24 protein-coding genes are annotated in these 24,176 nt (G+C 48.4%); 2 read left to right on the top strand and 22 right to left on the bottom strand.

Annotation, left to right across the window (positions count from 1 at the left end; translation table 11 throughout):
• Nucleotides 1-106: 106 nt before the first annotated feature.
• On the bottom strand, nucleotides 107-2,794 hold the full coding sequence (locus ACPV3A_RS25910) for a family 78 glycoside hydrolase catalytic domain (protein ID WP_426202095.1): 2,688 nt from the start codon (nucleotides 2,792-2,794) through the stop codon (nucleotides 107-109).
• A 202-nt stretch (nucleotides 2,795-2,996) separates the two neighbouring features.
• Between ACPV3A_RS25910 and ACPV3A_RS25905 the strand changes: the two genes are divergently transcribed.
• On the top strand, nucleotides 2,997-3,866 hold the full coding sequence (locus tag ACPV3A_RS25905) for a helix-turn-helix domain-containing protein (RefSeq protein WP_426202093.1): 870 nt from the start codon (nucleotides 2,997-2,999) through the stop codon (nucleotides 3,864-3,866).
• A 91-nt stretch (nucleotides 3,867-3,957) separates the two neighbouring features.
• Here ACPV3A_RS25905 and ACPV3A_RS25900 read toward each other — a convergent pair whose 3' ends face one another.
• The 16 genes from ACPV3A_RS25900 to ACPV3A_RS25825 all read right to left on the bottom strand — a co-directional run bounded on the left by ACPV3A_RS25900 (nucleotide 3,958) and on the right by ACPV3A_RS25825 (nucleotide 21,850).
• Complete coding sequence (locus ACPV3A_RS25900) at nucleotides 3,958-5,481, bottom strand: MFS transporter (RefSeq protein ID WP_426202090.1); 1,524 nt, start codon at nucleotides 5,479-5,481, stop codon at nucleotides 3,958-3,960.
• A 24-nt stretch (nucleotides 5,482-5,505) separates the two neighbouring features.
• Nucleotides 5,506-6,324, bottom strand: coding sequence for an NmrA family NAD(P)-binding protein (locus tag ACPV3A_RS25895; protein WP_194542123.1), 819 nt, complete (start codon nucleotides 6,322-6,324; stop codon nucleotides 5,506-5,508).
• A gap of 163 nt (nucleotides 6,325-6,487) precedes the next feature.
• Nucleotides 6,488-7,129 carry a response regulator gene (locus ACPV3A_RS25890; protein ID WP_426202088.1) on the bottom strand — a complete coding sequence of 214 codons (642 nt, stop codon included), beginning with the start codon at nucleotides 7,127-7,129 and terminating at the stop codon, nucleotides 6,488-6,490.
• 4 nt (nucleotides 7,130-7,133) lie between these two features.
• Nucleotides 7,134-8,825 (bottom strand): GAF domain-containing protein, encoded by a 1,692-nt coding sequence (locus ACPV3A_RS25885; protein ID WP_426202086.1) that lies wholly within the window; start codon nucleotides 8,823-8,825, stop codon nucleotides 7,134-7,136.
• Nucleotides 8,826-8,893: 68 nt separating this feature from the next.
• On the bottom strand, nucleotides 8,894-9,325 hold the full coding sequence (locus tag ACPV3A_RS25880; protein ID WP_426202084.1) for a GNAT family N-acetyltransferase: 432 nt from the start codon (nucleotides 9,323-9,325) through the stop codon (nucleotides 8,894-8,896).
• 145 nt (nucleotides 9,326-9,470) lie between these two features.
• Complete coding sequence (locus ACPV3A_RS25875) at nucleotides 9,471-10,559, bottom strand: copper resistance D family protein (protein ID WP_426202082.1); 1,089 nt, start codon at nucleotides 10,557-10,559, stop codon at nucleotides 9,471-9,473.
• Nucleotides 10,560-11,195 carry a copper resistance CopC family protein gene (locus tag ACPV3A_RS25870; RefSeq protein ID WP_426202080.1) on the bottom strand — a complete coding sequence of 212 codons (636 nt, stop codon included), beginning with the start codon at nucleotides 11,193-11,195 and terminating at the stop codon, nucleotides 10,560-10,562.
• A gap of 173 nt (nucleotides 11,196-11,368) precedes the next feature.
• Nucleotides 11,369-12,496, bottom strand: coding sequence for a glycoside hydrolase family 88 protein (locus tag ACPV3A_RS25865; RefSeq protein WP_426202077.1), 1,128 nt, complete (start codon nucleotides 12,494-12,496; stop codon nucleotides 11,369-11,371).
• A 15-nt stretch (nucleotides 12,497-12,511) separates the two neighbouring features.
• Nucleotides 12,512-13,393, bottom strand: a complete 882-nt coding sequence (locus tag ACPV3A_RS25860) for a carbohydrate ABC transporter permease (RefSeq protein ID WP_194542117.1) — start codon at nucleotides 13,391-13,393, stop codon at nucleotides 12,512-12,514.
• A gap of 15 nt (nucleotides 13,394-13,408) precedes the next feature.
• On the bottom strand, nucleotides 13,409-14,353 hold the full coding sequence (locus ACPV3A_RS25855; protein WP_426202074.1) for an ABC transporter permease: 945 nt from the start codon (nucleotides 14,351-14,353) through the stop codon (nucleotides 13,409-13,411).
• 49 nt (nucleotides 14,354-14,402) lie between these two features.
• A complete protein-coding gene (locus ACPV3A_RS25850) occupies nucleotides 14,403-16,034 on the bottom strand; it encodes an extracellular solute-binding protein (protein ID WP_426202072.1) in 1,632 nt (543 codons plus the stop codon).
• 144 nt (nucleotides 16,035-16,178) lie between these two features.
• Nucleotides 16,179-18,512, bottom strand: a complete 2,334-nt coding sequence (locus tag ACPV3A_RS25845; RefSeq protein WP_426202070.1) for an AraC family transcriptional regulator — start codon at nucleotides 18,510-18,512, stop codon at nucleotides 16,179-16,181.
• A 204-nt stretch (nucleotides 18,513-18,716) separates the two neighbouring features.
• Nucleotides 18,717-19,466 carry an SDR family NAD(P)-dependent oxidoreductase gene (locus ACPV3A_RS25840; RefSeq protein ID WP_426202068.1) on the bottom strand — a complete coding sequence of 250 codons (750 nt, stop codon included), beginning with the start codon at nucleotides 19,464-19,466 and terminating at the stop codon, nucleotides 18,717-18,719.
• Nucleotides 19,467-19,533: 67 nt separating this feature from the next.
• Entirely contained in the window at nucleotides 19,534-19,950 is a 417-nt protein-coding gene (locus ACPV3A_RS25835; protein WP_220685715.1) for a DUF2500 domain-containing protein, read from the bottom strand.
• Between the two features lie 222 nt (nucleotides 19,951-20,172).
• The gene (locus ACPV3A_RS25830; protein ID WP_071224374.1) at nucleotides 20,173-20,355 is read right to left on the bottom strand and encodes a hypothetical protein; all 183 of its coding nucleotides are present in this window, start codon (nucleotides 20,353-20,355) and stop codon (nucleotides 20,173-20,175) included.
• 199 nt (nucleotides 20,356-20,554) lie between these two features.
• Nucleotides 20,555-21,850: a YCF48-related protein gene (locus tag ACPV3A_RS25825; RefSeq protein WP_194542112.1), complete on the bottom strand. Its 1,296-nt coding sequence runs from the start codon at nucleotides 21,848-21,850 to the stop codon at nucleotides 20,555-20,557.
• Between the two features lie 224 nt (nucleotides 21,851-22,074).
• Between ACPV3A_RS25825 and tlp the strand changes: the two genes are divergently transcribed.
• Complete coding sequence (gene tlp, locus ACPV3A_RS25820) at nucleotides 22,075-22,302, top strand: small acid-soluble spore protein Tlp (protein ID WP_339223297.1); 228 nt, start codon at nucleotides 22,075-22,077, stop codon at nucleotides 22,300-22,302.
• 119 nt (nucleotides 22,303-22,421) lie between these two features.
• Here tlp and ACPV3A_RS25815 read toward each other — a convergent pair whose 3' ends face one another.
• Genes ACPV3A_RS25815 through ACPV3A_RS25795 form a run of 5 tightly spaced genes read right to left on the bottom strand, consistent with a single transcriptional unit; the run spans nucleotide 22,422 to nucleotide 24,145 of the window.
• Nucleotides 22,422-22,850 (bottom strand): spore germination protein GerPE, encoded by a 429-nt coding sequence (locus ACPV3A_RS25815; RefSeq protein ID WP_216531140.1) that lies wholly within the window; start codon nucleotides 22,848-22,850, stop codon nucleotides 22,422-22,424.
• Entirely contained in the window at nucleotides 22,847-23,032 is a 186-nt protein-coding gene (locus tag ACPV3A_RS25810) for a spore gernimation protein GerPD (RefSeq protein ID WP_071218159.1), read from the bottom strand. Before ACPV3A_RS25810 ends, ACPV3A_RS25815 begins: the two co-directional genes overlap by 4 nt.
• On the bottom strand, nucleotides 23,010-23,630 hold the full coding sequence (gene gerPC, locus ACPV3A_RS25805; RefSeq protein WP_339223295.1) for a spore germination protein GerPC: 621 nt from the start codon (nucleotides 23,628-23,630) through the stop codon (nucleotides 23,010-23,012). Before gerPC ends, ACPV3A_RS25810 begins: the two co-directional genes overlap by 23 nt.
• A gap of 47 nt (nucleotides 23,631-23,677) precedes the next feature.
• Complete coding sequence (locus ACPV3A_RS25800) at nucleotides 23,678-23,905, bottom strand: spore germination protein GerPB (RefSeq protein ID WP_074961788.1); 228 nt, start codon at nucleotides 23,903-23,905, stop codon at nucleotides 23,678-23,680.
• An 18-nt stretch (nucleotides 23,906-23,923) separates the two neighbouring features.
• Entirely contained in the window at nucleotides 23,924-24,145 is a 222-nt protein-coding gene (locus ACPV3A_RS25795) for a spore germination protein (protein ID WP_071218161.1), read from the bottom strand.
• Nucleotides 24,146-24,176: the final 31 nt, after the last annotated feature.

Here is a 24,176-nt window from a genome sequence, read left to right as displayed (position 1 = left end):
TTTGTATTTGTATGTGCATTCGCCCATAAATGTGACTATGTGAAGAGAAAAAAAGTTCCTTACCGCAATTCACCACGGTAAGGAACTCTATGCTTCCTGTTTCTATTCATGACTGCACAGCATGATCGGAATAAACATATCTGAATGTATACTCTCCTGAGCCCGCTTGAATCACAACACCCGCTTCACCATCACGTGCAGATTGAATCCCGCTCGCTTCGTCTAAAGGTATCGCCTCTCCTTCTGTAACGCTTGATGCATTAAAAACACCTGGCAGTCGGATTTCCGCTGTTGTATTTGGCGGGATGGTTACCTCTAATTGAAACTCTCCATCACTTTCCATTCTCCAGCTTGACCGGACGGATCCGTACAGCGTATCGATCACGCCTTCAGCCCATGTCAATCCTTCGCCCGGCACGGGCGCAATCACGATATGCTTATAACCCGGCGCTTCCTCCACGGTTTGTATGCCGGCAACCGTACGATACAGCCACTCGCCAATGGCTCCATATGCATAATGATTAAATGAATTCATATCCCGGCTCCAGAAGCTGCCATCTTCCTTAATACCGTCCCAGTGCTCCCATATCGTGGTTGCGCCTTTCGTAACCGGGTACAACCATGAAGGATAGTCCCTCTGCAGCAACAGCTTATAGGCCGCGTCATGCATGCCATGCTGACTTAATACATGGTTAATATAGGGTGTTCCCACAAAGCCTGTCGTTAGATGAAATCTACTCTCCTCCAGCAGCGAATAAAGACGTTTCGCTGCTCGTTTTTCCGCATCTTCATCCAGCAGCCCAAACATGAGCGCAAGCACATGCGCGGTCTGAGTCGAAGCCGCTAGCCTTCCTGACGGGGTCACGAATTCGTTGCGAAATGCAGCGACCACCTTATCTTTAAGCTCCGTATACAGGGCAGCATCTTTTTCTTGACCCAATACGATCGCTGTTTTCCTAAGCAGTTCTACCGAATAACAGTAAAATGCCGACGCTATCATATCCCGCTCTGTAGCCCCCACATAGTCGCCGGATTTCGCATCAAGTCCCAGCCAGTCACCAAAATGAAAGCCGGTATTCCACAAATACTCATTCTCCCCCTGAGCCTGAATGTAGGAGACCCAGCTCTTCATGCTCTCATACTGACGTTCCAATATCCGTCGGTCGCCATAACTGACATATACCGTCCACGGACATATGACCGCTGCATCTCCCCATGCGGCCGAAGCGTAGGCCTCATCGCCAAGCACATGGGGGACAACGAAAGGCACTGCCCCATCGCCACGCTGGTCTGCAGCCAGATCAGATAACCACTTGGTGAAGAAAGGAGCCACGTTCGCTAGATAGGCCGCCGTCCCAATAAACATCTGTGCATCTCCCGTCCAACCAAGCCGCTCGTCACGCTGGGGACAATCCGTGGGCACATCCAGGAAATTCCCCTTGAGCCCCCATCGAATATTGCTCTGCAATTGATTAACCATGGGATCTGAGCACTGAAACGTTCCGATTTCTTCAAAGTCCGAATGGAGCACAACTGCTTCAAAAACCCCACGGCTCAACTGCTCCTCCGTGAAACCGTCTAAGCGGACATACCGGAAGCCTTGGAACGTAAACCGTGGCTCATAGGTTTCTTGTCCTCCACCTTTTAACGTATACTGAATGGTTTGTTTAGCGGTTCGGAGGTTCTCCGTATACAAGTTCCCCTCGGAATCCAGTATCTCCGCATGCTGCAGCGTCACGATAGCGCCTTCCGCGCCGGACACGCTAAACCGGACCCAGCCCACCAGGTTCTGTCCGAAATCGATGACGGTTTCACCTTTGGGTGTAATCAGACATTCAACGGGCTGCACCTTTTGGATGGCTCTTACCGGCTCGTTAATTTGAGGCTTCAGCATGTCAAACCCGTGATCGATCGTTTCGATACCATGCCAATCATTTGAGTTAAAATCTCCTGAGCTGAAGCCTTCCAGCTCCAACCGGGCATCGTAGGTTTCACCATGATAGAGTTCTGACATCGTGATCGGGCCTTTTGCCGACTGCCAGCTTGAATCGGTTGCAATTACTTCTTCGCTCCCGTCTGCATACGTAATATGCAGCTCCAGCAAAAGGGCTAATCGATTCCCATAGATTGCGCTCCGTTCCTCCCATCCCAATTGCCCCCTGTACCATCCATTTCCGAGCCAAGCGCCGATGCCATTTAGGCCAGCATTCAGCATATCCGTCACGTCATAACTTTGCGTCTGTATCGCATGTTCATAACTCGTCCATCCGGGTGTGAAATAACAATCTCCCACCCGCTGCCCGTTCAGTTCCAGTTCATAAAGTCCTAAGGCCGAGGCATATATTCTCGCCTTCGCAATGGGCGACTTCAAGCTGAAGCTCTTGCGAAGGAGCGGTAGATGAGGAGACTCGGCCGGCAGCAAAGAACTAGGTGCCGTTATCCATTCCCCTATCCATTTCTCTCCCTGCAGTTTACCCGTCTCCCAATAGGCTGCATCCGACCATTCCGATACCTCCCCGGCTTGATTCCAGACGCGGACTCGATAAATATAGCGCTTACAAGACGATACGCTCCATTCGCTTAATTCCACATGAACCGATTGCGAAGAAGCTACTTTCCCTGAAGTCCAAAAGGGCACAGCAAAACGATCATCATTCGAAACTTCAATCTCATAGGCCGTTTGCCTGAATGCCCTTTCGTCCGAGACCAGCTTCCAACTTAAACGCGGATGCTTCTCGCCGATTCCAATCGGATTATGCTGATACTCACATCGTAAATCCGTAACGCTGAACATAGGCTATCCCTCCGTTCACCTTCATTAAAGGTTATTGCCACAATCAAGTTTTATAGGCCGCAACTCGGGATGTACGCTTCCCTAACCGTGCCTGTTTCAACTATTATTATAAGTGAACCTGAACGTGGAATTATGGGGATATCGGACAACAATATGAGGCATAACGGACATTCTTTCCCTATTAACGACAAGGAGAATGATGATGAAGCGACCCATGGAAACCTATTATGGAGATACCTTTTTCCAGGATGACACCTTGATGTATGTGAATCGAAACGCGGAGAATTTTACAGGCTCATACCATAACCATGATTTTCTGGAGATTGCTTATATTGCGGAGGGTGAAGGTTTTCATCACCTGGAGAACTCGGTACAGCGCGTACGCAAAGGTCAAATGTTCTATATCCCACTCGGAATATCTCATGTATTCCGGCCCACTTCTGCAAACGGGAAGCCGCTCATCGTGAATAATTGCATTTTCTCTGTACAGCTGCTGCCCAAACTGATTGCTTTTACAACAGGTTCGGATACGGCTGCCTTTTTGAAAGGCATGGAAGATGGCTCCCTAGGGTACCATGCGATTATGGACCGACATGATCGCTTCGAGAGGCTCTTTAGCTCCCTCTATGAACAAAATGCCATGCCCGGCAGCGGTTCTGCCGTTTATCTGCACACGCTGCTGCTGCAGCTGATCATTGAATTCAGCCGTGTCATTGAACATCCACATACGATGCCTTCGGTGCCGCAGCACCATTCCTTTCAGGATGTCCTTCAATACGTGGAAGTGCAGTACATGCATGAGCTCACTTTGACGCAGCTTGCACATATCAGCGGATTCAGCGAGCGCCACTTGCAGCGGCTGTTCCGCCGATATACAGGCCAGAGCTGGCATCATTATTTGCAAACCGTACGGATTCGAATGAGCCGCGAGCTGCTGCGCACCACTTCGGACAAAATCAGTACGATTGCCGAGAAGGTCGGTTATAAGGACATGCATTCTTTTCACTCCGTGTTTAAACGAAATACAGGACTCACACCTGGTCAATACCGGAGCGATGTTCAGCATTCATAGACGATGGGACTCTCCGGCAAATAATGAAAGCATGATGATCCTGAATACTCGATCATCATGCTTTTTGAATATACTTTGATGATTTTGAACGTTATTCATTTCCCTTGATAGGGCTTTTATCACGGAGGGAAGCCATTGAAATTACTGCGATTCCTATCAATAGAACGGAGCTCAGAATACCAACGACTTGAAATCCGGACGCAAATGCCGCTTGAGCTAACATTTGGATCTCATCGGCAAGCGCTGCAGGTAGCTGTTCCGCTGCATTCATAGCAGCAGCCAATGTATCACTGGCCGATTCTGCCGCTTCATTCGGAATACCGTCAGGAACATTCATCCGATTGCGATAAATGACTGTACCTATACTCCCCATCACAGCGATACCAAGTGCCATCCCAAGCTCGCCGCATGTTTCCGACAAGGAAGATGCTGCTCCTGCTTTCTCTGGCGGTGCTGATCCGATAATAAGGTCCATGCTTAAGACTTGAAGAGGACCCACTCCCATCAGCAGAAGAACGCTGCCGAGGATGGGGATTAACATTCCCCATGACGTATCCGTCCATATGACCATGAGATAACCGACTGATGAGATCAATAAACCAGAGGCGATGAGATGTGATGTGGGAAACCTTCGTGCTAACATCGGCGCTGCCAATATACCAATAATGCTGCCGGCGGCATAAGGCATCATCCACAGACCTGCTTCCACCGGAGAAAGTCCTTCCACCATCTGCAAATACTGAGTAAACAGAAAGACAAATCCCCCAACAATCAACGAACCCATCAGCATCATGATTAGCGACCAGCTAAACCCACGGTATGCGAACAATCCCAAGTCGAGCAGCGGATCTTTCAGCCTTTTTTGCCGTCTGACAAACCAATAGCCGATACTGAGACCAATGATCGATAATAGCGCTGCTAGGAAACTGATGCCTTCCTTGGCCATGTCCTTAAGACCGTAAATCAAGGGGAGAAGCGAGCCAAACGACAATATAACGCTAATGGGGTCCAGCTTCTTGGATTCAGAATTGCGGTATTCAGGCAGGAGCCACGGCCCCGTCACAAGCAGGAGAAGCATGACGGGAACGCCAAGGAGAAATACTGAGCCCCACCAAAAATATTCAAGCAGTATTCCTCCTACGGCCGGGCCGATCACAGCCCCGCTTGAGAAGCAAACCATCCACACGCTAATAGCTGTCGCCCTTTGCTTTGAATCCTTAAACATATTACTGATCAGTGCAAGCGTAGATGGCATCAAGGTAGCGCCGGATATACCGAGCAGTGCACGGGTGACAATCAGCATGCCAGCACTGGTGGAGAACGCGGCTACGATCGAGGCAACGCCAAATGCAAAGGCGCCAATTAGAAGTAGTCTTCTCCTTCCGATCCGATCACCGAGCGTCCCCATTGTAATCAGAAACCCGGCAATCATGAAGCCGTATATGTCAAGAATCCACAGCTGCTGCACACTGCTCGGCTTAAGATCCGCAGCCAAATGCGGAAGAGCCAAATGCAGCATCGTGAAATCAAGGGCTAATAGCAATGTGGGCAAACTGAGCACGATCAGTCCGATCCACTCCCGCGGTCCCGCACGTGAAGCCCGTTCGTCATTCATGATCATTCCTCCTTCATTCATTTCTTACCATTTGAAGTAACTTGCGTGCTCTTCCGCCCACTCGGCAAACGTTCTTGCAGGACGTCCTGTGATCTGTTCAACCGTTTGATTGACGGTATATGCTTCGATCGGTGGATTCTTGTACCAGTTGATGACGTAATCGATGACACCCTCATCGACTCCAAGTTCGGCCATTCGTTTACGCTCCTGCTCTTCGGTTAACTGAATAAACTTTACAGCTTTACCGATATAGTGACTAAGAATCTGCACCTTGTCAGGAACCGTTAGCGCCTCGGGACCGGTTAGGGGATAAATCTTGCCCACATGAACGTCCTCCGACAGGACCGCTGCAGCCACCCGTCCGATATCCTGCTCATGAATCGAAGCATTTAACGAATCACCAAACATATCGCGTACTACACCCTCTGTTCGTATCGATTCTCTCCAGTTCATAACATTGGACATGTAATCGACCGGCTGCAGCTGGGTCCATTCCAGATTACTCGATTCTAGTGCTTCCTCCACCGTCCCTTTCTTTCCGTCCCACAATACGCTGACGCGCTTTACTCCGGCAGCCTCCGCGATTCGAATAATCTCCTCCCCTGTCGTAAGCGGGACGTAGCCTGCTCCTGTCGTGATTAAATGGAGGCCGGTCACACCCCGTAACGCTGGAACCAGCGAGTCGGGCTTACTCAGATCACCGGCAACCACTTCTACGCCAGCAGGTAATGTGGCTGATGCCGGATAGCGGCTGAGCGCTTTGACGCGATGTCCAGTCTTAAGCAGCTCATTTACCACCTGTCGACCAACTTTTCCTGTCGCACCTGTAACTAATATGGTCATTGTTTATTCCTCCTTTTTAGCCATTGACGGTGTACTTCTGTTTCCCTATAGTTCCATTTAAACGCAATTCCAGACCGGTTACGTCCAGCCCTGGTCTAAATCAGCCATACAAAAAAGGCCTTACCCGAAGATAAGACCTGACACTACGACCATAGTCTGAGGGTTATGTGTCGAACCAATGGTTCCTTATCGCGTACAAGGCCGCCTGGGTGCGATCCTGCACCTCCATTTTTCCCAGAATATGCGTGATATGCGTCTTTACCGTTTTCTCGGTAATATGTAGTTCTGCAGCGATTTCTTTGTTACTCCTGCCGAGCGTAATCTGTTCAAGTACATGCTGCTCACGAATAGTCAGAATGTCGATGCCTTTAACAGGCTCGGTATCTGTCGCCACATGGGCAATTAATTGATTCGTTACCTGAGGATGAAGCATGCGATTTCCGTTTACGGCAGCGATGATGGTTTCGACCAGCACTTTAGGCTCGATATCCTTCAGTTGATATCCAATAGCTCCCGCTTTAATCGCCGGCAAAACCGAATCCCGATCGGCAAAACTGGTAAGAATGATAACTTTCGTATGTGGAAACTTGTTTGTGATTCGCTTCGTGGCTTCGACTCCGTCTATCTCCGGCATCTTCAGATCCATCAGGACCACATCAGGCTGCAGCTTCTCTACCTTATCCAGAGCCTCTAGCCCGTTAAGAGCTTGATCTACGATTTCGATCATGGGCTGTGTCTGCAGAAAATAACGCAACCCCCTTAATACAACGAGATGATCATCAACAATTAGCACTTTAATCTTCATAAGTTCAAACCTCTTTCTTGGATAAAAACGGAACCATTACGGTCACCATCGTCCCTGTGCCTTCCTCGCTGCTTATACTTAAGGTTCCTTGTATTTCTGAAGCCCTCTCCCTCATGCTGGTAAGCCCAAGCGAATGCGGACAGAGTTCGGGCGATCCCGGGTTGAATCCTCGGCCTTGATCCGATATTTTCATATATAGACTGGACTCGTCCTGTTCCATTCGGATCCAGGCTCGATTCGTACCCGCGTGTTTACTGATATTGTTCAATGCCTCCTGCCCAATTCGATACAAGGACTCTTCCACCCGGTTCGTCAAAACAGGAATTTCCTTCATGATAAACGTCAGCTGTATGCCAAGTTTCTCAGCATAGTCCTTCAGTGAAGCCAATATCCCTTTGGCCTCTCCGGAAGGTCGCAGCTGCCAAATTAACGAGCGCATTTCAGTGAGCGTTTCCTGGGCAAGCTGTCCAATATCGTGTATTGCCTCCGCCGTATGCGGATTCTCATGTAAGGTCGTCTCACGCACGCCTTGGGCAAGCAGTGAAAGAGAGAACAGCTTTTGATTGACGGAATCATGTAGGTCCCGTGCCAAACGGTTCCTCTCTTCAACCAACAATAAATCCTGCCACTCGTAATATAAACATATCTTTTCAATGGCCAATGATATATGCTCCGCCAGCACCTCTAAGATTTCAACCTCCAGCTCAGAGAAAGGCCCACTCTCACGGCCAATAAAGAGCACCCCCATCGTCTCATAGGTCTGAAAAATACGCTCAAGATGCTTTAATGGTATCGCCGCCGTATACGTATGGGGCTGAACGCCGGGAAGCACCCGGACCAGGCCTTCTTGCACCACTACGTTTTGTTCCTCATATGCCCGTTGTACGATTCCTGACTTTCGTGCGGTCTTATGGGCAGCCTTTCGTACCAACTCCTTGCAGCTATGCGTCACTTCATTCTGACGGACCGCACGAAGATACAAGTTGTCATCGTCAGACGTAATCATAGCAACAGTCGGCCAGCCAAATGCATGAGCAAGCTCCTCCACAATCGCCACATGCATTCTCTTCATATCGTTAATTTTCCATAGATATCTGGTTACTTTGCTTGCCTTGGCATAATAATCGACGATGAAACGGGCTATGCTGTCCACCGCCTGTTTCTCCCTTTGCTCCGACAGTTTTGTCCGCTCGACCGCCGTTCCAATCTGATAGGCAACGGATTGCAACAACGCAAGTTCTCCCTCGCTAAAATGCTCTTTGCCTGGCGAACCCACATTCAGCAGCCCCAGCCGTTTACCTTGAACCGTGAGGGGAATCGTAGCATGATGGGTCAGATTGTGAGTTTCTCCCCAGCACTCCTTTTTGGCATTATGCAGTCGTTCACATTCAATAATCGTAACCGGTTCATTTAAATTTCCTGCCCAATACAAGCGCAGGCATAGGCAGTCTCCGCATCGCATCGGTTTTTTGTTATCCCGTGATAAAGCAGGCGGAAGGTTGACATCGGCTATTTGATCATAATGTGGTTGATCCCCGATCAGAAAAAGCCATCCTGTCTCAAGCTGGGTTAAATCCAGCAATTTTTCGAGTGTCGTTTGCAGCATTTGCTTCATATCGTTGCTCTGGTTCAAATTTTCCGCTATTGTCTTCAGAATGAGCAATTCTTCAACGTATTGGTCTTTATCACATAACATCAGGCTCACTCCATCCCCTATCGATAAGAGAAATTCCCATTGCTTAGCAGGTTACACACAGCGACATATTACCCAAGCTCTTTCTCCAGAAGCACTTCATCCTCCCGCTTATAACCTGATTTCTCATAAACTCCGATGGCTTGGTGGTTATCATGACCCGTAAGCACCTTAACGGCCTTCACCCCACGCGCAATCAATTGATCCTCCAGAAAAACGAGCAGCATTCCTGCCAGCCCCTGCCTTCTTGCCCGCTCCTGAATGTACATTTCCGTTATCTCGCCAACAAGCTCACTGTAACAGAAGGATTGGAAGGACTGAGCACAGGCAAATCCAACAGGGTCATCGCCTAAATAGGCTATGGCCACAATTTCATCCGATTGTTTTAAGTGATGTTCAGCTTCCTCCAGCGGCATTAACACTTCATTAAACTCCCAGTTTAACCGGACCAGGATGGATGCGTCCGAATGAGAGGCCAAGCGGATATGTCTCTCTTTTTTCATAAAACTTCCTCCATTCGCAGAGTAGGTGCAGGTGGTCCTTTTACTCGCCAGTATACCATCTTTATCCAGCCTGAGCTTCCTCATCCTATCATAAAAAAAAGATCCTGCCGCGTAAACAGCAAGGATCTTGTCAACTCAAACGATATTAAACTGTAGTAACCGAGAACATCAGGCCGCAATAAATGAGCACAACGGCGCCGAGCCCGCATAACAACGCGCCTGCCGCGGCCCGGTTTCTGCGGAATACGTTCACGACGTTCCACAGAAGCGCTAGCCCGAGACAGAGGCTAAGGATTCCTATCCAACTCCACGTGAAAGCCAGCTCACCGATCGTAAACCCGGGATGGAACCAAACAAAAGTTGCAGCAGGGCCATACAGGGCCAATGTATCAATGACCTCATGCGGAGCAGGCTGCTGGTTCATGTATCCGGTGACGATATAAATCAACCAGATCAGAACACCCTCACTTCGTGCCCATGCCATCGGATGATAACCGGAATCCCGGCGCAGCTTGCGCTTGACGAGATGACTGTTTACAAACGCGAACACTAACAGCGGCAGAATGAGAATATGCTTAACCAGCAGAGCCTGACCATAAGACAGCGTCCAGCTGTTTATCGGCTCCGGCGTCACGGCCGTCATCAAGAATAATCCCGATCCGATAACAATGATGACACAGACGATCGCAGTTGGATGGAACCATCTAAGAAACGCACTCCAGCGGCTCTGATCCGTACTGAACCATCCTGTTATCAGCAGCGTTCCCGTCCATATCGCCATCGCTGTAAAATGGCCGAAGAATGCAAGCTGTCCTGTGCTTTCGAACAGGGATGCAGCGTGATTAAACGAGGACATGGCCACTGCAATGCCCAGCAAGGCAACAGGCATAAGCCAGCGTAATACGGAACCCGGCTTCCGGCGGACGATCATGGTCAGAATTGCTAACAGGATCGCTAGAACCAGAATCCAGGCGTAACGCTCACCCTCGCTGAACTTGAACATGATGCTGTTAAAAGACTTCCAGAACCCGATATCATCCTTGAAGAACATCATGATCTGCAGCAGCGGCACAAATCCAAATACGATGATGGCCCCTGCCGCTACCGGGCCAAGCCAGGCCGGAACCGAAATGTCCGGCTTATATGCTTTCGGTACGAGGGACAGTACCGTGATGCCTGCCAGAATGGCGTAGGCTAAATATAGAAACGGCTCACTTAACCAATAGTAAGACATTTATTTTTTCTTCCGTGAGGCTCGAATTCCAAAATATCCTGCGACAAAGGCTACAATCACGATGACGACGATCCACACGGTTGAACCGCTGCCTGCCGATTGTTCGGGAGCCGAAGCGTTGTCTGCCTGCTGATCCTGGCCAGCCGTTTGATCCGTGTTGTCCGCAGCGGTATCCTGCGCAGGCGTTGTTTCATCCTGCGTGTTTCCTGTATCCGCAGGCGTTTCTTCAGAAACTGCTGGTGTCTCCGGAGCGGCTTCCGCTTCCGGGGCATCTACTTCGAAAGCGTATGTCCCGTCCACGGGATGTCCATCGCCGCCCACAATTTTCCACTCCACCGTGTAGGAGCCGGATGGAAGCGGTGCAGACAGCGTCCCCAGCATGGTGTTCTGACTGATCTTGACCTCTGCTACTTCAACCGATTCGCCTTGCGCATTCTTTATCTTGAGCGTGCTCAAGTTTTCATCGATATTTTCATTAAATGACAGGCTTACTTCCTGCACGCTTTCCGTCAGCTTGGCATCCGCCGCGGGCGTACTGGTTTCCAGCTTGGAATGGGCCCACGTTGCAGTCGGGAATACCAGTATTAGCAGCAGACCCAGGGTCAGCAAGACTGAAGTTTTCACATGTTTCAACACGCATATCTCCTCCAAACCATTTATCTCAAATTTGAATCTTCCTCATCATAACAAAGACATTCTGACAATGCTAATGAGTAAATTGTGAACAATGAACCCCACATATTTCACACAAAAAAGGAGGTGCCGCATAACACGCGACATCCCCACTTTGTTACACAGATTCTAATATGCTAACCTCTCTCATACCAATAGCCAGGTATCCCTTTGGTCAGCCGCAGCAAGGCTTCGAGGTAATAGTAATCGCCCCAGATCATATAATCATCCGGACCCGCACCGCCTCTGACGTAATAGGAACCATGCTTGATCAAGCCTTCCTCTGCTGCTTCACCGATGGTAGAATATTGGTTTACGAGAGATATCATCGACTTCTCAACGGCTTCTGTCAATAGCCCTTTATTGTCATCTTCTCCGTCCAGATGCTCCAATATCTCCAGCATGCCGCACGCCGCAATGGCGGAGGCGGAGCTGTCGCGAGGTGTACCCTCTTCAATCGGAACGTCAAAATCCCAATTTGCAACATGATCATCCGGCAAGTATTCAATAAAGAAACGAGCGGCGCGTAAAGCCGTATCCAAATATTTCGGATCACGGGTATAGCGGTATGAGAGCGCAAATCCGTAGATGGCCCATGCCTGGCCGCGCGTCCATGTTGATCCGTCATGATATCCTTGATGCGTTCCTCCTCGGATGGGGGTTCCATCCTCCGGATTGAAGTAAAAGGTATGATACGACGAATCATCACCCCGCATTAAGTAGCGTCGACTCTTGTCCGCATGCGCTACGGCGACGCGCTTGTATCGCTCATCACCCGTCTGATCATATGCCCAATACAGCAGCGGAATGTTCATCATGCAATCGATGATAATGCGACCGCCGTTCTTCTCGTCGCCTTTCCGGCCCCAGGCCTGAATATACTGACCCTCTTCCCGCCAGCGCAGCATCAGATGATCCGCTGCTTTCAAAGCGAGCTGTTTACCTTCTTCATGCTCATCCACAATCCACGCTGCCAGTGCAGAGGGAAGATACAGAAATCCGATATCGTGATGGTCCAGATGCCGCTGTTCCTGCAGTCGTTGCTTATAATCCTCCAAGTGTGCTATTGCCGTTTCCTTAAACAGGGGGTCTTTCGTGTATTCATAACACAGCCAGATCATCCCGGTGTAGAATCCTTCAATCCAGTCATTGCTTTCTCCCCACTCGTAACGCTTCTCTTCCGTGATATGAGGAAACTTCATCGGAAATTGACCGATATTCCGCTTGGTTTTTTCTACCGCATCCATAATAGCTTGCTCCCACATGAGTCAACTGCCTCCTTATTCTTTAATGGCTCCGATCATGACGCCTTTCACGAAATATTTCTGCAGGAATGGATATAGAAACAAAATCGGCAGCGTAGCCACCATAATCGTTGCATACTTAATTGTTTCGCCAACCGGCATCCTATCTCCCCCTCCTACCGAGGTCATCATGCTGCTGGTATCGTTCTGGATCAGAATTTCGCGCAGGATGAGCTGAAGCGGAAACAAGTCCCGGTCCCTTAAATAGATGAGGGCGTCAAACCATTTATTCCAATGCCACACCCCGTAAAAGAGCACCATGACGGCAATGACCGGCAGCGATAACGGGATGATGATCCGGAACAGAATGGTCCAATCGCTGGCTCCGTCGATCCGCGCGGATTCCTCGAGCGCATCGGGTACTCCTTGAAATGCCGTTCGCATAATAATCAAGTTCCATGTCGTCATGGCGCTTGGAATAATCAATGCCCAGTACGTATCGAGCAGACCCATATTTTTCACGAGCAGGTATTTCGGAATGAGCCCGCCGTCAAAAAACATCGTCATTACGATCAGCATCATGATGGTGCCCTTCCACATCACGTTTTTCCTGGATAAGCCATAGGCTCCGAGAGCCGTCATCAGAATGTTCAGCGTCGTGCCGACCACCACATAAAATATCGTGTTCAGGTAACTTCGGATAATATTGGGGTTCTCAAATACCATACGATAGGAATCCAGCGAGAAGCCCTTGGGCCACAGCAGGATTCCCCGGTGCTGAACGAAATCAGCCGGCGTGCTGATGGAAGCAAACAATACGTAGAGAAACGGGTATAACGTGACGATCGATAGCAAGCACAAGAGAATGACATTCGCAGAATCAAACAGGACTTCACTGACAGATTTTGAAGTTCGCATAGATGCCCCCCCTTTCTACCACAGCTTCGTATCCGTAAACCGCTTGCTGAGATAATTGGCTCCAATGAGCAGCATAAAGTTAATCATGGAATTAAACATGCCAACGGCGGCACTAAAGCTGTAGCTTGCTTCCAGAATCCCCTTACGGTAGACGTAGGTACCGATAACGTCGGCCGTCTCATAGGTAACCGGATTGTACATAATCAGGATCTTCTCATCCTGCAGCGCCATAAAGGAACCAATCCGCAGGATGAGCAGAATGATGACCGTTGGCAGAATGCCGGGCAGCGTAATTTGAAGCATCTGCTTCCAGCGGCCGGCACCGTCCACTTTAGCCGCTTCATAAAGGGACGGATCGATATTGGAAATAGCTGCGAGATATATAATGGAGCCCCAACCGATCCCTTGCCAGATGGCAGATGAGGTATATATGGTGCGGAACCATTCCGGCAGCCGCATGAATGATATCGGTTTGCCGCCGAAGTAGGTGATGATATGATTAATCAGCCCGTCTACCGACAAGAAATCCACCAGCATCCCGACAACCACAACGACAGATATGAAATGGGGAATATACGTAATGGATTGTACCGTCCGCTTAAATATGCGATGTCGTACCTCATTCAGCATTAACGCCAGCACGATGGATGCGGGAAAAACAAATATGAGATCATACGCTCCGAGGATAATGGTATTGGTAACCACTCGTTCAAAGAAAAATCCGTTAAAGAATTCGCTGAAGTGTTGAAATCCGACCCACGGGCTATTCCATATGCCGAGCCCTGCCGAAAAGTTCTTGAACGCAATCTGCAGGCCATATAACGGTCCGTAGTGAAACACGGCATAAAACGCCACAACCGGCAGCAGCATCAGGTAAATCGTGGAGTTTCGGCGAAAGTCCTTCGCAGCTCTTGCGCTAAACCTCTCCGTATGCCCTCCTCTGACAAAAAAATCATTCACAGTTAGAGGGAGAATCCCGAGGTCTTCTCCCTCTTCATGCGCCTACAACTTAACGGCTGTTGAACCGGTCCAGCGCGGCTTGTTGAATCTGGAGCGCTTCCTCAATGCCCATACCCTGTACCGTTTGGACAAATTGGTCAAAACCGCTGATCGGCTCCACGCCCATAATGAATTTGTTGACCATTTCTTCGTAGTACGTATTAATATCGTTCATGATCGAGGCATAACGCGTGCTTTCTTCTGCCGTTGGGGAAATAATCGGCATCAAACGGTCATTCTCCGCATTCATCCATGTCTCAATAGCCGCTTTCTGCTGAGGCAGCGCGGAATACTGCTCGATGTATCGGCGATCCTGGACGAAAGGTCCCGAATAACTGGCCAGGTTGTATTTTGACATCGCCTGGGTGATTGACAGCCCATCTGGATTTTTCATCACTTCATCGGTATAAGTCGGGTATCCGTCCTTCATCTCGTAGCTGACTCCCTCAACTCCGAAATTAAACAGCATATGTCCTTCTTCCCCATATTTGTAATCGAGCCATTTCACCGTTTCCGCCGGGAACTTGTTCGCTTTCGTCACAGCCGCCCCAAATCCGTTGAACGGCGAATCCTTCTGTCCAAGGACCGGTTTATCCCCCTTCTTCAGGACAACGTTCGGAGCGCCCACCAGTTCTACATCCGGATTGCTTTTTAACATGAGCTCGGAATAACGCCCGAGGCTGCTGCCCATGTAACCGGAGAAGGCACCCACTTGATTGTTGGTCACTTTGGCATCTTTAAGCGTGCCGTCCGTTGCCGCGTAATCCTGATCGATCAGGCCTTCGGCATACCATTTGCTCATCGTTTCCAAATAAGATTTGAATTCCGGTTGGATGGGTCCATACTGGACCTTCCCATCCACCTGATAAAATCCGGTTGTAACTCCCCATGCACCGACAAACGCATGATTGATGCCCGTCATATCCATATCCAGCAGCAGCGGGATTTCATCCGCTTGCCCGTTTCCGTTCGGATCCTTGGTCTTGATCGCCTTCAATACTTCATACCACTCATCAATCGTTTCCGGTACGGGCAGCTGAAGCTGGTCAAGCCAGTCCTTGCGGATGATCAGACCGTTAAAGGTCAGCAAATATTCGTCTCCGCGGATAAATGGAAATACGTAAATGTTTCCTCCGTCTGTCGTAATCAGCTTTTTATATTCCGGGTGCTCATTCAACACTTTCGTTAGATTTGGTGCATGCTCTTCAATCAACTCATTCAGACGGATGATGGACCCGTCCGAAATGGCTTTATCCGGACCTCCTGATACGTTGGCCCATCCATGCTCCACCACATCCGGCAAATTGCCTGAAGAGACCATAATGTTAAAAGCGTCTGCCTCCTGGCCCGCCGGCGGATGCTGGAACTTCACCTTGGTGCCTGTCGTTTTTTCCAATTCCTGATATGCGGCAATTCCGTTCATATCCTGCATCGTTGCAGAGGCATTTGCATTCAGCGATACCCAATAGGTCAACTGTTCAGGATATTCCGGGTCACCACCAGTGGCCACGCCTGTACCTTCCTTACCTTTTTCCCCGGCAGGCTCCTCGGCCCCCGAGCTTTTTCCGCTGCATCCGGCAATCATAGCCACAATCAGCATAAAGATCACAAGTCTCACAACACGTTTCCGGTTTGTCTTCAAATCACGACGCCTCCCTTTTTCCCTAATGAATGATCATTCGATAAGATTAGGCTTAGGTGGTTCCAACCAGCCCGCTCTGTTCAAATCGTAACGCTGAAGCGCTTACATCGTATACCGTACAGTTTCAACATCCATAAACAGGGATTAAGAATTGAGATGATCATTTCTTAAGGTCGATGATAGGGAATGCAGGGTTTCCTTGTATTTTCCCGGAGTGATCCCTTCGTATTTCTTGAACACCCGGATAAAACCGACGTCACTGGTATAACCGACGGAACGGGCAATGTGCGAAATCGTGTTTTTGGCATCCCGCATCATTTCCTTGGAGCGTTCGATCCGAATCTTGGCCAGGTAATCCGTGAGATTGGTGCCGCTGTTTTTCTTGAAGAAAGCCGACAGATACGGCGGCGTAATATCAAATTGCTCGGCAATGGAAGCCAGACTGATCATGGCATCATCGTGATGATCCGCAATGTAACTCTTGATTTTCTCAAGCAGCAGCGAAGAGGAATCGCCTCTTTGATCTTTTACGTAGAGACAAACCTTGCCGAACATCCATTTCACTTCCCGGTAGAGCTCCTCAACCGTGCTCCCCTCCGTAATTTCTTCAAGCGTTTTGCCTGACTCGCCGAATATATCCTCGTACTTCAAATTCAAAGCATTCAGCAGCTTGAACATCGTACTGAGCAGGTTAGCGAACATAAGTCTGCCGAGCTCAGGTGAGATGGATTGTCCGTTGAAGTTATTGTGGTACAGACTCTGGATGATATCTTGCGCCTTATCCGTATCCCCGCTTTTCATGGCGTTAATGAGCTGGATTTCCGTCTCAATGGGAAAATCATAATACACCTCCGTTTTCTGTTTCATTTCCTCGTACAATAAAATCGGTTTATACGCAGTAAAAATGGAATATTCCAAAGCCTTCAAGCTTTCGGTGTAACCGCTCGCCAAACAGCCAAGACCTGTACGGATTTCGCTAATCCCGATCGTGATATCGGATTTAAAGCGCTGTTCAATCACCAGCTTCACTTGCTCTGCCCAATCGTACAGCTGGTCTGCCTTATCATGCAGCGGTTCCGGCATGTTTAGAATAATGGCAACCAGGTTCTTCTCCAGCTCCACGGAATATGCGGTAAAGGGATGAATTTCTTCCGCCACCTTCCCGGTGACAAAACGGATCAGGGCCCATTCGCTTTCCCGCTCATTATGTATGAACCCGCTGGCATCCCTCAGCTCGATCAAGGCAACCGCAAAACTCGAATGCGGGAACGAGATCCCCATGAAATCCAGAGCATGATCGGACATATCCGCCGTGTCCACGTTTCCCTTCAATAAACGCTGCAAAAAGTTGGACCGAATCACCGGTGTTTGCCTGGACAATTGCTCCTTCATCTCCGTCTGCTTACCGAAGGAATCCGCCATCGTCGATTTGATAAAATCATATTCGTTACGTACCTTACCCTCCTTAGCCGGATGAGATTGCCGGATGAAACGGATAATGTCACGCAAAGGGAAGTACGCGCGGTAGGTCATGAACGCACAGGCCGCAATCCCAGCAACAAGACAGATGGCCAGAACGCCAACGGCCATTCGCTTGACCATATAGACCTTTTCCATAAACGCTTTTTCCGGCACGGCCGATACATATTCCCACCCGCTCCGGGCAGACCTTGTCGATACCGTCATCACACGCGGATTATCCGCGGTTTTACCCGTACTGTGAACCTCGGATTCACCGGCACTAAGAATCACTTGGCCGCTGGCATCCTTGATGTAAATGGTTCCGTGGTTTGTTTTCACAATCTCATCAAGCAATCCTGCGATCTGCCTCTCCTCAATCAGCATAACAAGCGCGCCTTTGGGATTGGCTTTCTCACCAAATGGAAGCGTTTGCATATATGTGAGCATGCGTTTCTGATTTAACCCTTTGCCAACTTCGGTCACGGGCAAATACCGGTTAAAGTGGATTCCGTGCAGAATATCTGCTTGATACTGTTGATAGGTTAATTTTTCATATCCGTAAATATCGGAAAACAAGACACGAGACGTTGTTTTTAAGGAGGGACTGAGAACCGTATCGCTCTCCCGTAAATATACGTAAAAATCGGTGATAAAACTGCTGCTGTTACGGTAGCGCTGCATCTCCTGCATGAAAGTGTAGTAATTGTAGTTCTCGGTTCCATTTTGAGGGGAGCTTGCCTTTAGCAGCGCATCCAGTCGCGGATGCAAAGTGATGTTCCGGGAAATCAGATGCATTTCATCCAATCGGCTGTCCACCACCTGCTTCGCCTGCTCGATCAGTGCCATGTTGGAGTTGTTGGCATTTTCGATCATAATCCGCTCGATTTGCGTATACAGTCCCCAGAACACGATGACCGGGATCAGCAGTATCACAAGATAGGACATGAGCAGTGTAACGAACACGGACACTCGATTGGAACGTTCATTTTTTGCACTGGTTGTCGTCAATTTCCCCATACCCTCATTCCTTCCCATTCTTTAGATGTGACCTTCTTCATACTTACATTAATTACATCATACTGTTTTTATTTATCATGAACAGGTTTTCTTCAAAAATGTTAATGCATCACGAATTTGTATCATATTCGAGAGTATCGGCCCCATGGCTATCAAGAAGAAGAGCGCCTTCCATGGGAAGACGCTCTTAGATATTCAGGTGAACTAAGGCTCATATATCATTTTGCGGGTCATGCCGCCATCCACAACCAGATGGGCCCCCGCTACGAAATCATTATCCGGATCGGTAAAATAAAAGCAGGCTTTGGCGATATCAGCTGGGGTCCCTACCCGTCCGGCTGGGTGCTGCTCATGGTCCGCTGTACGAAGCTCATCATAGTTTCCCGTTTCAATCCACCCCGGACTTATACAATTCACCCGGATTCCATCGGGCCCCAGGCTTACGGCCATGGCATGGCTCAACGCGACAATGGCTCCTTTGGAAGCTGCATAAGCCTCCGAATTCGGCTCGGACATGATCGAACGCGTGGATGACATATTGACGATAGCCCCGCCATTCCCAGCTTTTTTCATATGTACCGCCGCTTCGCGCGTTGCCAAAAAACAGCTTCGGGCATTCGTGTTGATCACATCGTCCCAGTCTTCAACCGTTAGCTCATATGGCGATTTCCAACGGGAGACCCCGGCATTATTAATCAATATATCGATGGTGCCGGCATATTGGACGGCTTGGTTCATCAGGCGTTTAATATCTTCTTCCTTCCTTACATCGCAAGGGATGAAGACCGCGTTCAATCCTTGTTCCTGCAAGGCATTTGCCGCCAGGCTGCCCTGTTCTTCATGTACATCGCTTAATATCACTCGAGCCCCGCTTAGAGCATAAGCCTCAGCCAATCCGCGGCCAATCCCATGGGCTGAGCCCGTTATTACGACCGTTTTATCCTGAAATTTCATATGCCGCCCCTCCTTCTCCTTCATTATATACCACAGGAGAAGGTGTATATAAAATTAAGTCCGTCTCTTATTTAGGATGGTCATAACCACGGACCACGCTAAGTTTCGCTCTAGGGTGCCTAACGAATCCGTAGTACCGGGTTCCCTGGAAACGCAGCAGTCCCTCGTCTCCTTCCGCGCACATGCCGAATTCCTCCCCATTTACAACAAACTCCATGCGGTCTCCGCTCTCCACTTCAAAGGTCAGATAATAGGTGGTACGAGTACGGCTCGACATCGTATCATCCGTCTGCTGCGTATGTTTCACTTCCGTTCGTTTGCTCACAATCTTGGAATCGACCGATAGCAAAGGCTGTCGGTTATTCTGACTCCATTGCAAGATTCCCTTACCGGCCGACAGCAGAATGATCCCGATGACGACGATGAAAAACACGGGCATAACGCTGCCGAAAAAATCGAACATCCAAACTGACCCCGATCCCATACGGCTCCCCCCTCCACCTTGTCTTGAAATATGTATATGCTTTATTTCGGACAATTTAACTCATAGCTCATGGAAAGTTTGATTGAAATTTTAAAGAACTTGTCCTTTTCTGGGAGCACCAAAAAAGCCGATGTCTGCACTTAACCAGTCATCAGCTTCTTCGCGAAGACTAGAACGTCCGCTTCCATTCATACTCTTCATGGTCATCTTTGTCATCATTATTCAATCGTAAGCCAATCTCATCCATTTCATCGTTTCTTCTTGTCCTGTCATTTCATGCTCCTCTGGTGTCATTTCCTGCTCATTCCAGCAAGCCAGACACTGCTCCTCGGTGTCGCATAAACATGCATCATCACAATGGTAGCAAAGACGTAGGAAGTTAATCGTCATTTGATCGGTATGCATGAGGATCGTCCCCTTCTAAACAATTTGGAGTATCTGATTACATCTTTATAGTAGCATACATGGAGGTTAAAGTTTGTGATTAATTTCACAAAATAAGCCGAAAAAAAAGCTTTATCAAAACTGATAAAGTCGCGGTTGATAAAGCTTTTTTAATCTGGTCTTTTTATTGGCATATTCAAACACGTATTCTCGCCACAATCTATAGACCCTGCCAGGTTTCCCCACCGTCACTGCTTTTCATTAGACGCGATCGATTCTTGTCCGTTGTTTCAATCAGCATCCAACCGACATCAGACGATGTAAATTGCAGTTTCACCACGTTCGGATATTTGGCGAGATTATCGTTCAGGAGCTTGCTTCTCGGAAATGGCTTCCAGGTCTTGCCCATATCATTCGTATGATAAACAATACCGTTCACCATTCTCCACCCGTCATGAAGCCGGCGGAAAACAGGCTGAATGGAGCCCTTGCCGGTATCACCCGTCATGGGGAATGACACCAAATTCCATGATTTCCCCGTGTCGGCCGTAAAGTAACCCAAATAGCTTGCCTGATCATCCTTCACGCAGGTAACCGGTATATAAACCTCGCTTCCGTTACTTCCTCTGCCCAGAAACTTGGGGGCGCCGGCAAAGATCGAACCGCACCGATCCAGCAGCTTGCTCTTAAATATCTGTCCGGAGGACTTCCACTTTTGGCCTCCATCACGGGTAATATACAGTTTGGAGGATTGCATTTCACGGATGGTCGCAAATCCGACAAGCGAATCCGTGAAGGTTAAGCCGATGATGGACCCTGTTCGTGGAATCACGCTGCCGGGAACACGGGATGTAGGATACTCCGTATTCTGCATGACCTCTTCCCATAACCCGCCATTATTACTGGTTCGAAATAGCGACTTCTCCTCAGAGCCCCGGGATAGATCGCCTTTCGCCATAATCCATCCCTGCTGAGACGAAACGAAGGACATGGCCGTGACGACACCCGTCTCCGGCAGCGAAGAAAGCTTCCAGGTGTCTCCCCCGTCCGTCGTATTGAGCAGGATCGTTTCGGCTGATCTCTGCTTGTTGCGTATAATCCAACCATGTTTTTTATCCGTAAACACGATGTCTTTCCCATACTCCAGCTTATCAACGAACTGTACATTGGAGGATGGAGAGATATCAACCCACGTTTCGCCATAATCCTGAGTCTGATACAGACGTAATTCCGTGTTCGTTATCCCCCAAGCAATCCCCGTTGACTCATTCAAGAGTTGGAAATCCGTCAACCGTGTATGTATCTGATATTTGCTTTTTTCCTCGGGTGCTTTCATCGCCGTATCCGGCGTTACTAGTGTAATGGTCTGACCTTCTTCTTCATCTTCAACCGATTCAGGAGGGCCTTCTACTGTAGAAGTTTGCTGTTGTTTTATCGGTTCTGAGGTACAGGCTGCTAACATGAATGCCATCATCATTAGCATACTGAGCCAGACTATAAAACGACTTGATCTCAAGAATTCTTCCTCCTCTTATTTCGATGTCATGCTGCAAGTCTGCTTTTTCGACATTATAACATATTCCGTCCAACAGAAATGTAAAGAACTGACTTGCAAAATTTACAATACTGTAGCTTTTTTGATAGTGTCAGTCTCATATGCATAAGGATGTTTTTATGATGGAAAACTATTTGAGGTGTGTAATTTTAGCAAGACAGTTGAATTTAAGGAGGTGAAATGTCATGGCTAAACCCGATAATCGCGAAGACAATGTAGAGCATCTGCAGCAGGCGGTCCAGAACACGATTGAGAACTACCGTGAAGCCGAAGATTATCTCGAGGAGTTTGGAGATGAAATTCCGGCAAGCGAGAAAGAACAGATTCAAGCTCGTAATGCTCGTCGTGAAAAGAGTATTTCCGGCTTCCGGGAAGAGATCAAAGACGAAGCTGCTCATCAGCAAGGAGAATAATCCATAGATCAACATAAAAACAGGAGGCGCATATAATGCTCCTCCTGTTTTGTACATATCGTATTAGCCATGAGACATCACCTATTTTGAATCAGCTGTCTCAATCGAGCCGACTTAGATTATTCCTTCTTCACGAAATTCTTTTTGACAATGACTCCCTTATAATCCTTTAAATACTCGGGCGCACCCGTAATAAAGTGTCTGATTGCCTTCACCCTGGATTCCAAATCCATGGTATCGTTCGGACCCACCTGTACAACCGACGCAGATGCAGTCGCTATAATATCGATACATCCCACATGAATCTTCTTATGGTCTTGTATAATGTTTAGTTCTACGTCTGATTGCGGCGGCCATGTGGGTATGGATCGGGAAAATATCGAGTAATCCTCATAATCTCCCTCGTCTTCAAAAAACACCGGCACCTGCCGCTGAACCGCCAATGCGCGTGTATTGGCATCGATATGTCCCGATTCACCGCATATACATGCTGAACTATCTGAAATATTGATGATATACATGTGATCAACATGTGAATGACGTTTCATGGTGCGGAACCCGGGGATAACGGAACAAGCGGGCTGATCTGCAGTGATTCGGAAGGTGTATCATACATGGAGGAGCTATTAATCACATGGGTATCTCCAATCAACAGTACGGACGAGCTTGAGATCGCCGTAATGCGGATCGAACCAACCTGGAGCTCTTTATTGACGACTGTCATTTTCATTTGAATGCCACTTCCCTCGTTGCAAATTAAGAAGGTGCTGCTCAACTGCTGAAGCGATCTCACTCTTCATTTGTTTGATGATCGATTGCTCTACCTCTTGCGGGTTCATGGTTTCCCTGTTCGTTTGATATTGCTTCAAATACACCGTAATTCGGTCACCGAGTTGTTTGCGCACATCTTCAATAATAACGGCAGCATATTCATCACCAAGCACAAGATGGGCTTCGGGAATCATGCGCTCGATCTGCTCGGGTACTGTATCTTCTAGATAACGTGATACATTCTGATAGATGTTCGAGTACAGTTCGCCGCCCGAATATCCCGACTGGGACAGTTCTAACGGCGGCTGACCATTCACGGTAATATCGTCCAGGGACTGCCCATCCTTTGGCATCAGTCCAATATTTAAAGTGCCTTCCAACTTTTCAATTTTCAATAAATCAAAATTATATTCCACCCGATCTATCGTTTTCTCGCTTCCCTGTCTTAATCGATCTATTTCACTGCGCATTTCCTTCAGCATTTGTTCCATTCTACTCAGCTGCTCTGACTGGGTATGAAGAATATGGAACAATTGCTGTATATAATAATCGTACATGGAACCGCCCCCCTGCTCCTATACAATCTATGCGCAGGCCATTCACCTCATTCTTGTCTATATAGTCCTTCAGTCGGAGCAGGTAGAGGAACCAGGGGATTGTTATTAGGCTGAGGCTCAAATTCAGGGGCAGGGCCTGTAAATCCACCCGTATTATAAATATTGGACAATGCCCGGATCTCTCCAGCGGTCCCAATCTGCAGCACCGAAGAATTCGTTACCGCCTCAACCCGAAGCTGCTGTATGTTAATACATTGATGTACCGTTAGATTCACAGTGGATCACAACCTTAATTAAGCATTAGCCGAATCAATCAGGTCCGGATCAATGGTGTTCAAGCTGTTGGCCTGGTTGTTTGCAATATTCGTGCCAATATTGTCACCGGTGTTGAACGAGTTGGCGCCGGAATACGTTTTTGTGGAGCTGTTTAAATCAATGACGCCTGTATTTCCAACCAAGACCGTAGAACTGGGGCCCACGTTAACAATCTTCATATTGCCGATAATCGAAACCACAATTCCACCTCTTCATTCAAAATCATACGCT

Source organism: Paenibacillus sp. Dod16, from assembly GCF_049893405.1.
In the GTDB taxonomy this organism is placed as follows: Bacteria; Bacillota; Bacilli; order Paenibacillales; family Paenibacillaceae; genus Paenibacillus_AQ.
The sequence above is the reverse complement of the archived record's forward strand: the minus strand, read 5'-3'. Positions and strand labels throughout refer to the sequence as shown.

Excerpts from the sequence above, each read along its gene's own strand:
- ACPV3A_RS25830 (WP_071224374.1), bottom strand. The coding sequence starts at position 20,355 with ATGCATACCGATCAAATGACGATTAACTTCCTACGTCTTTGCTACCAT.
- ACPV3A_RS25905 (WP_426202093.1), top strand. The coding sequence starts at position 2,997 with ATGAAGCGACCCATGGAAACCTATTATGGAGATACCTTTTTCCAGGAT.
- ACPV3A_RS25860 (WP_194542117.1), bottom strand. The coding sequence starts at position 13,393 with ATGCGAACTTCAAAATCTGTCAGTGAAGTCCTGTTTGATTCTGCGAAT.
- ACPV3A_RS25895 (WP_194542123.1), bottom strand. The coding sequence starts at position 6,324 with ATGACCATATTAGTTACAGGTGCGACAGGAAAAGTTGGTCGACAGGTG.
- ACPV3A_RS25885 (WP_426202086.1), bottom strand. The coding sequence starts at position 8,825 with ATGTTATGTGATAAAGACCAATACGTTGAAGAATTGCTCATTCTGAAG.
- ACPV3A_RS25840 (WP_426202068.1), bottom strand. The coding sequence starts at position 19,466 with ATGAAATTTCAGGATAAAACGGTCGTAATAACGGGCTCAGCCCATGGG.
- ACPV3A_RS25890 (WP_426202088.1), bottom strand. The coding sequence starts at position 7,129 with ATGAAGATTAAAGTGCTAATTGTTGATGATCATCTCGTTGTATTAAGG.
- ACPV3A_RS25900 (WP_426202090.1), bottom strand. The coding sequence starts at position 5,481 with ATGAATGACGAACGGGCTTCACGTGCGGGACCGCGGGAGTGGATCGGA.
- ACPV3A_RS25810 (WP_071218159.1), bottom strand. The coding sequence starts at position 23,032 with ATGAAAATGACAGTCGTCAATAAAGAGCTCCAGGTTGGTTCGATCCGC.
- ACPV3A_RS25875 (WP_426202082.1), bottom strand. The coding sequence starts at position 10,559 with ATGTCTTACTATTGGTTAAGTGAGCCGTTTCTATATTTAGCCTACGCC.
- ACPV3A_RS25880 (WP_426202084.1), bottom strand. The coding sequence starts at position 9,325 with ATGAAAAAAGAGAGACATATCCGCTTGGCCTCTCATTCGGACGCATCC.
- ACPV3A_RS25910 (WP_426202095.1), bottom strand. The coding sequence starts at position 2,794 with ATGTTCAGCGTTACGGATTTACGATGTGAGTATCAGCATAATCCGATT.
- gerPC (WP_339223295.1), bottom strand. The coding sequence starts at position 23,630 with ATGTACGATTATTATATACAGCAATTGTTCCATATTCTTCATACCCAG.
- ACPV3A_RS25835 (WP_220685715.1), bottom strand. The coding sequence starts at position 19,950 with ATGGGATCGGGGTCAGTTTGGATGTTCGATTTTTTCGGCAGCGTTATG.
- ACPV3A_RS25845 (WP_426202070.1), bottom strand. The coding sequence starts at position 18,512 with ATGGGGAAATTGACGACAACCAGTGCAAAAAATGAACGTTCCAATCGA.
- ACPV3A_RS25815 (WP_216531140.1), bottom strand. The coding sequence starts at position 22,850 with ATGAAACGTCATTCACATGTTGATCACATGTATATCATCAATATTTCA.
- tlp (WP_339223297.1), top strand. The coding sequence starts at position 22,075 with ATGGCTAAACCCGATAATCGCGAAGACAATGTAGAGCATCTGCAGCAG.
- ACPV3A_RS25865 (WP_426202077.1), bottom strand. The coding sequence starts at position 12,496 with ATGTGGGAGCAAGCTATTATGGATGCGGTAGAAAAAACCAAGCGGAAT.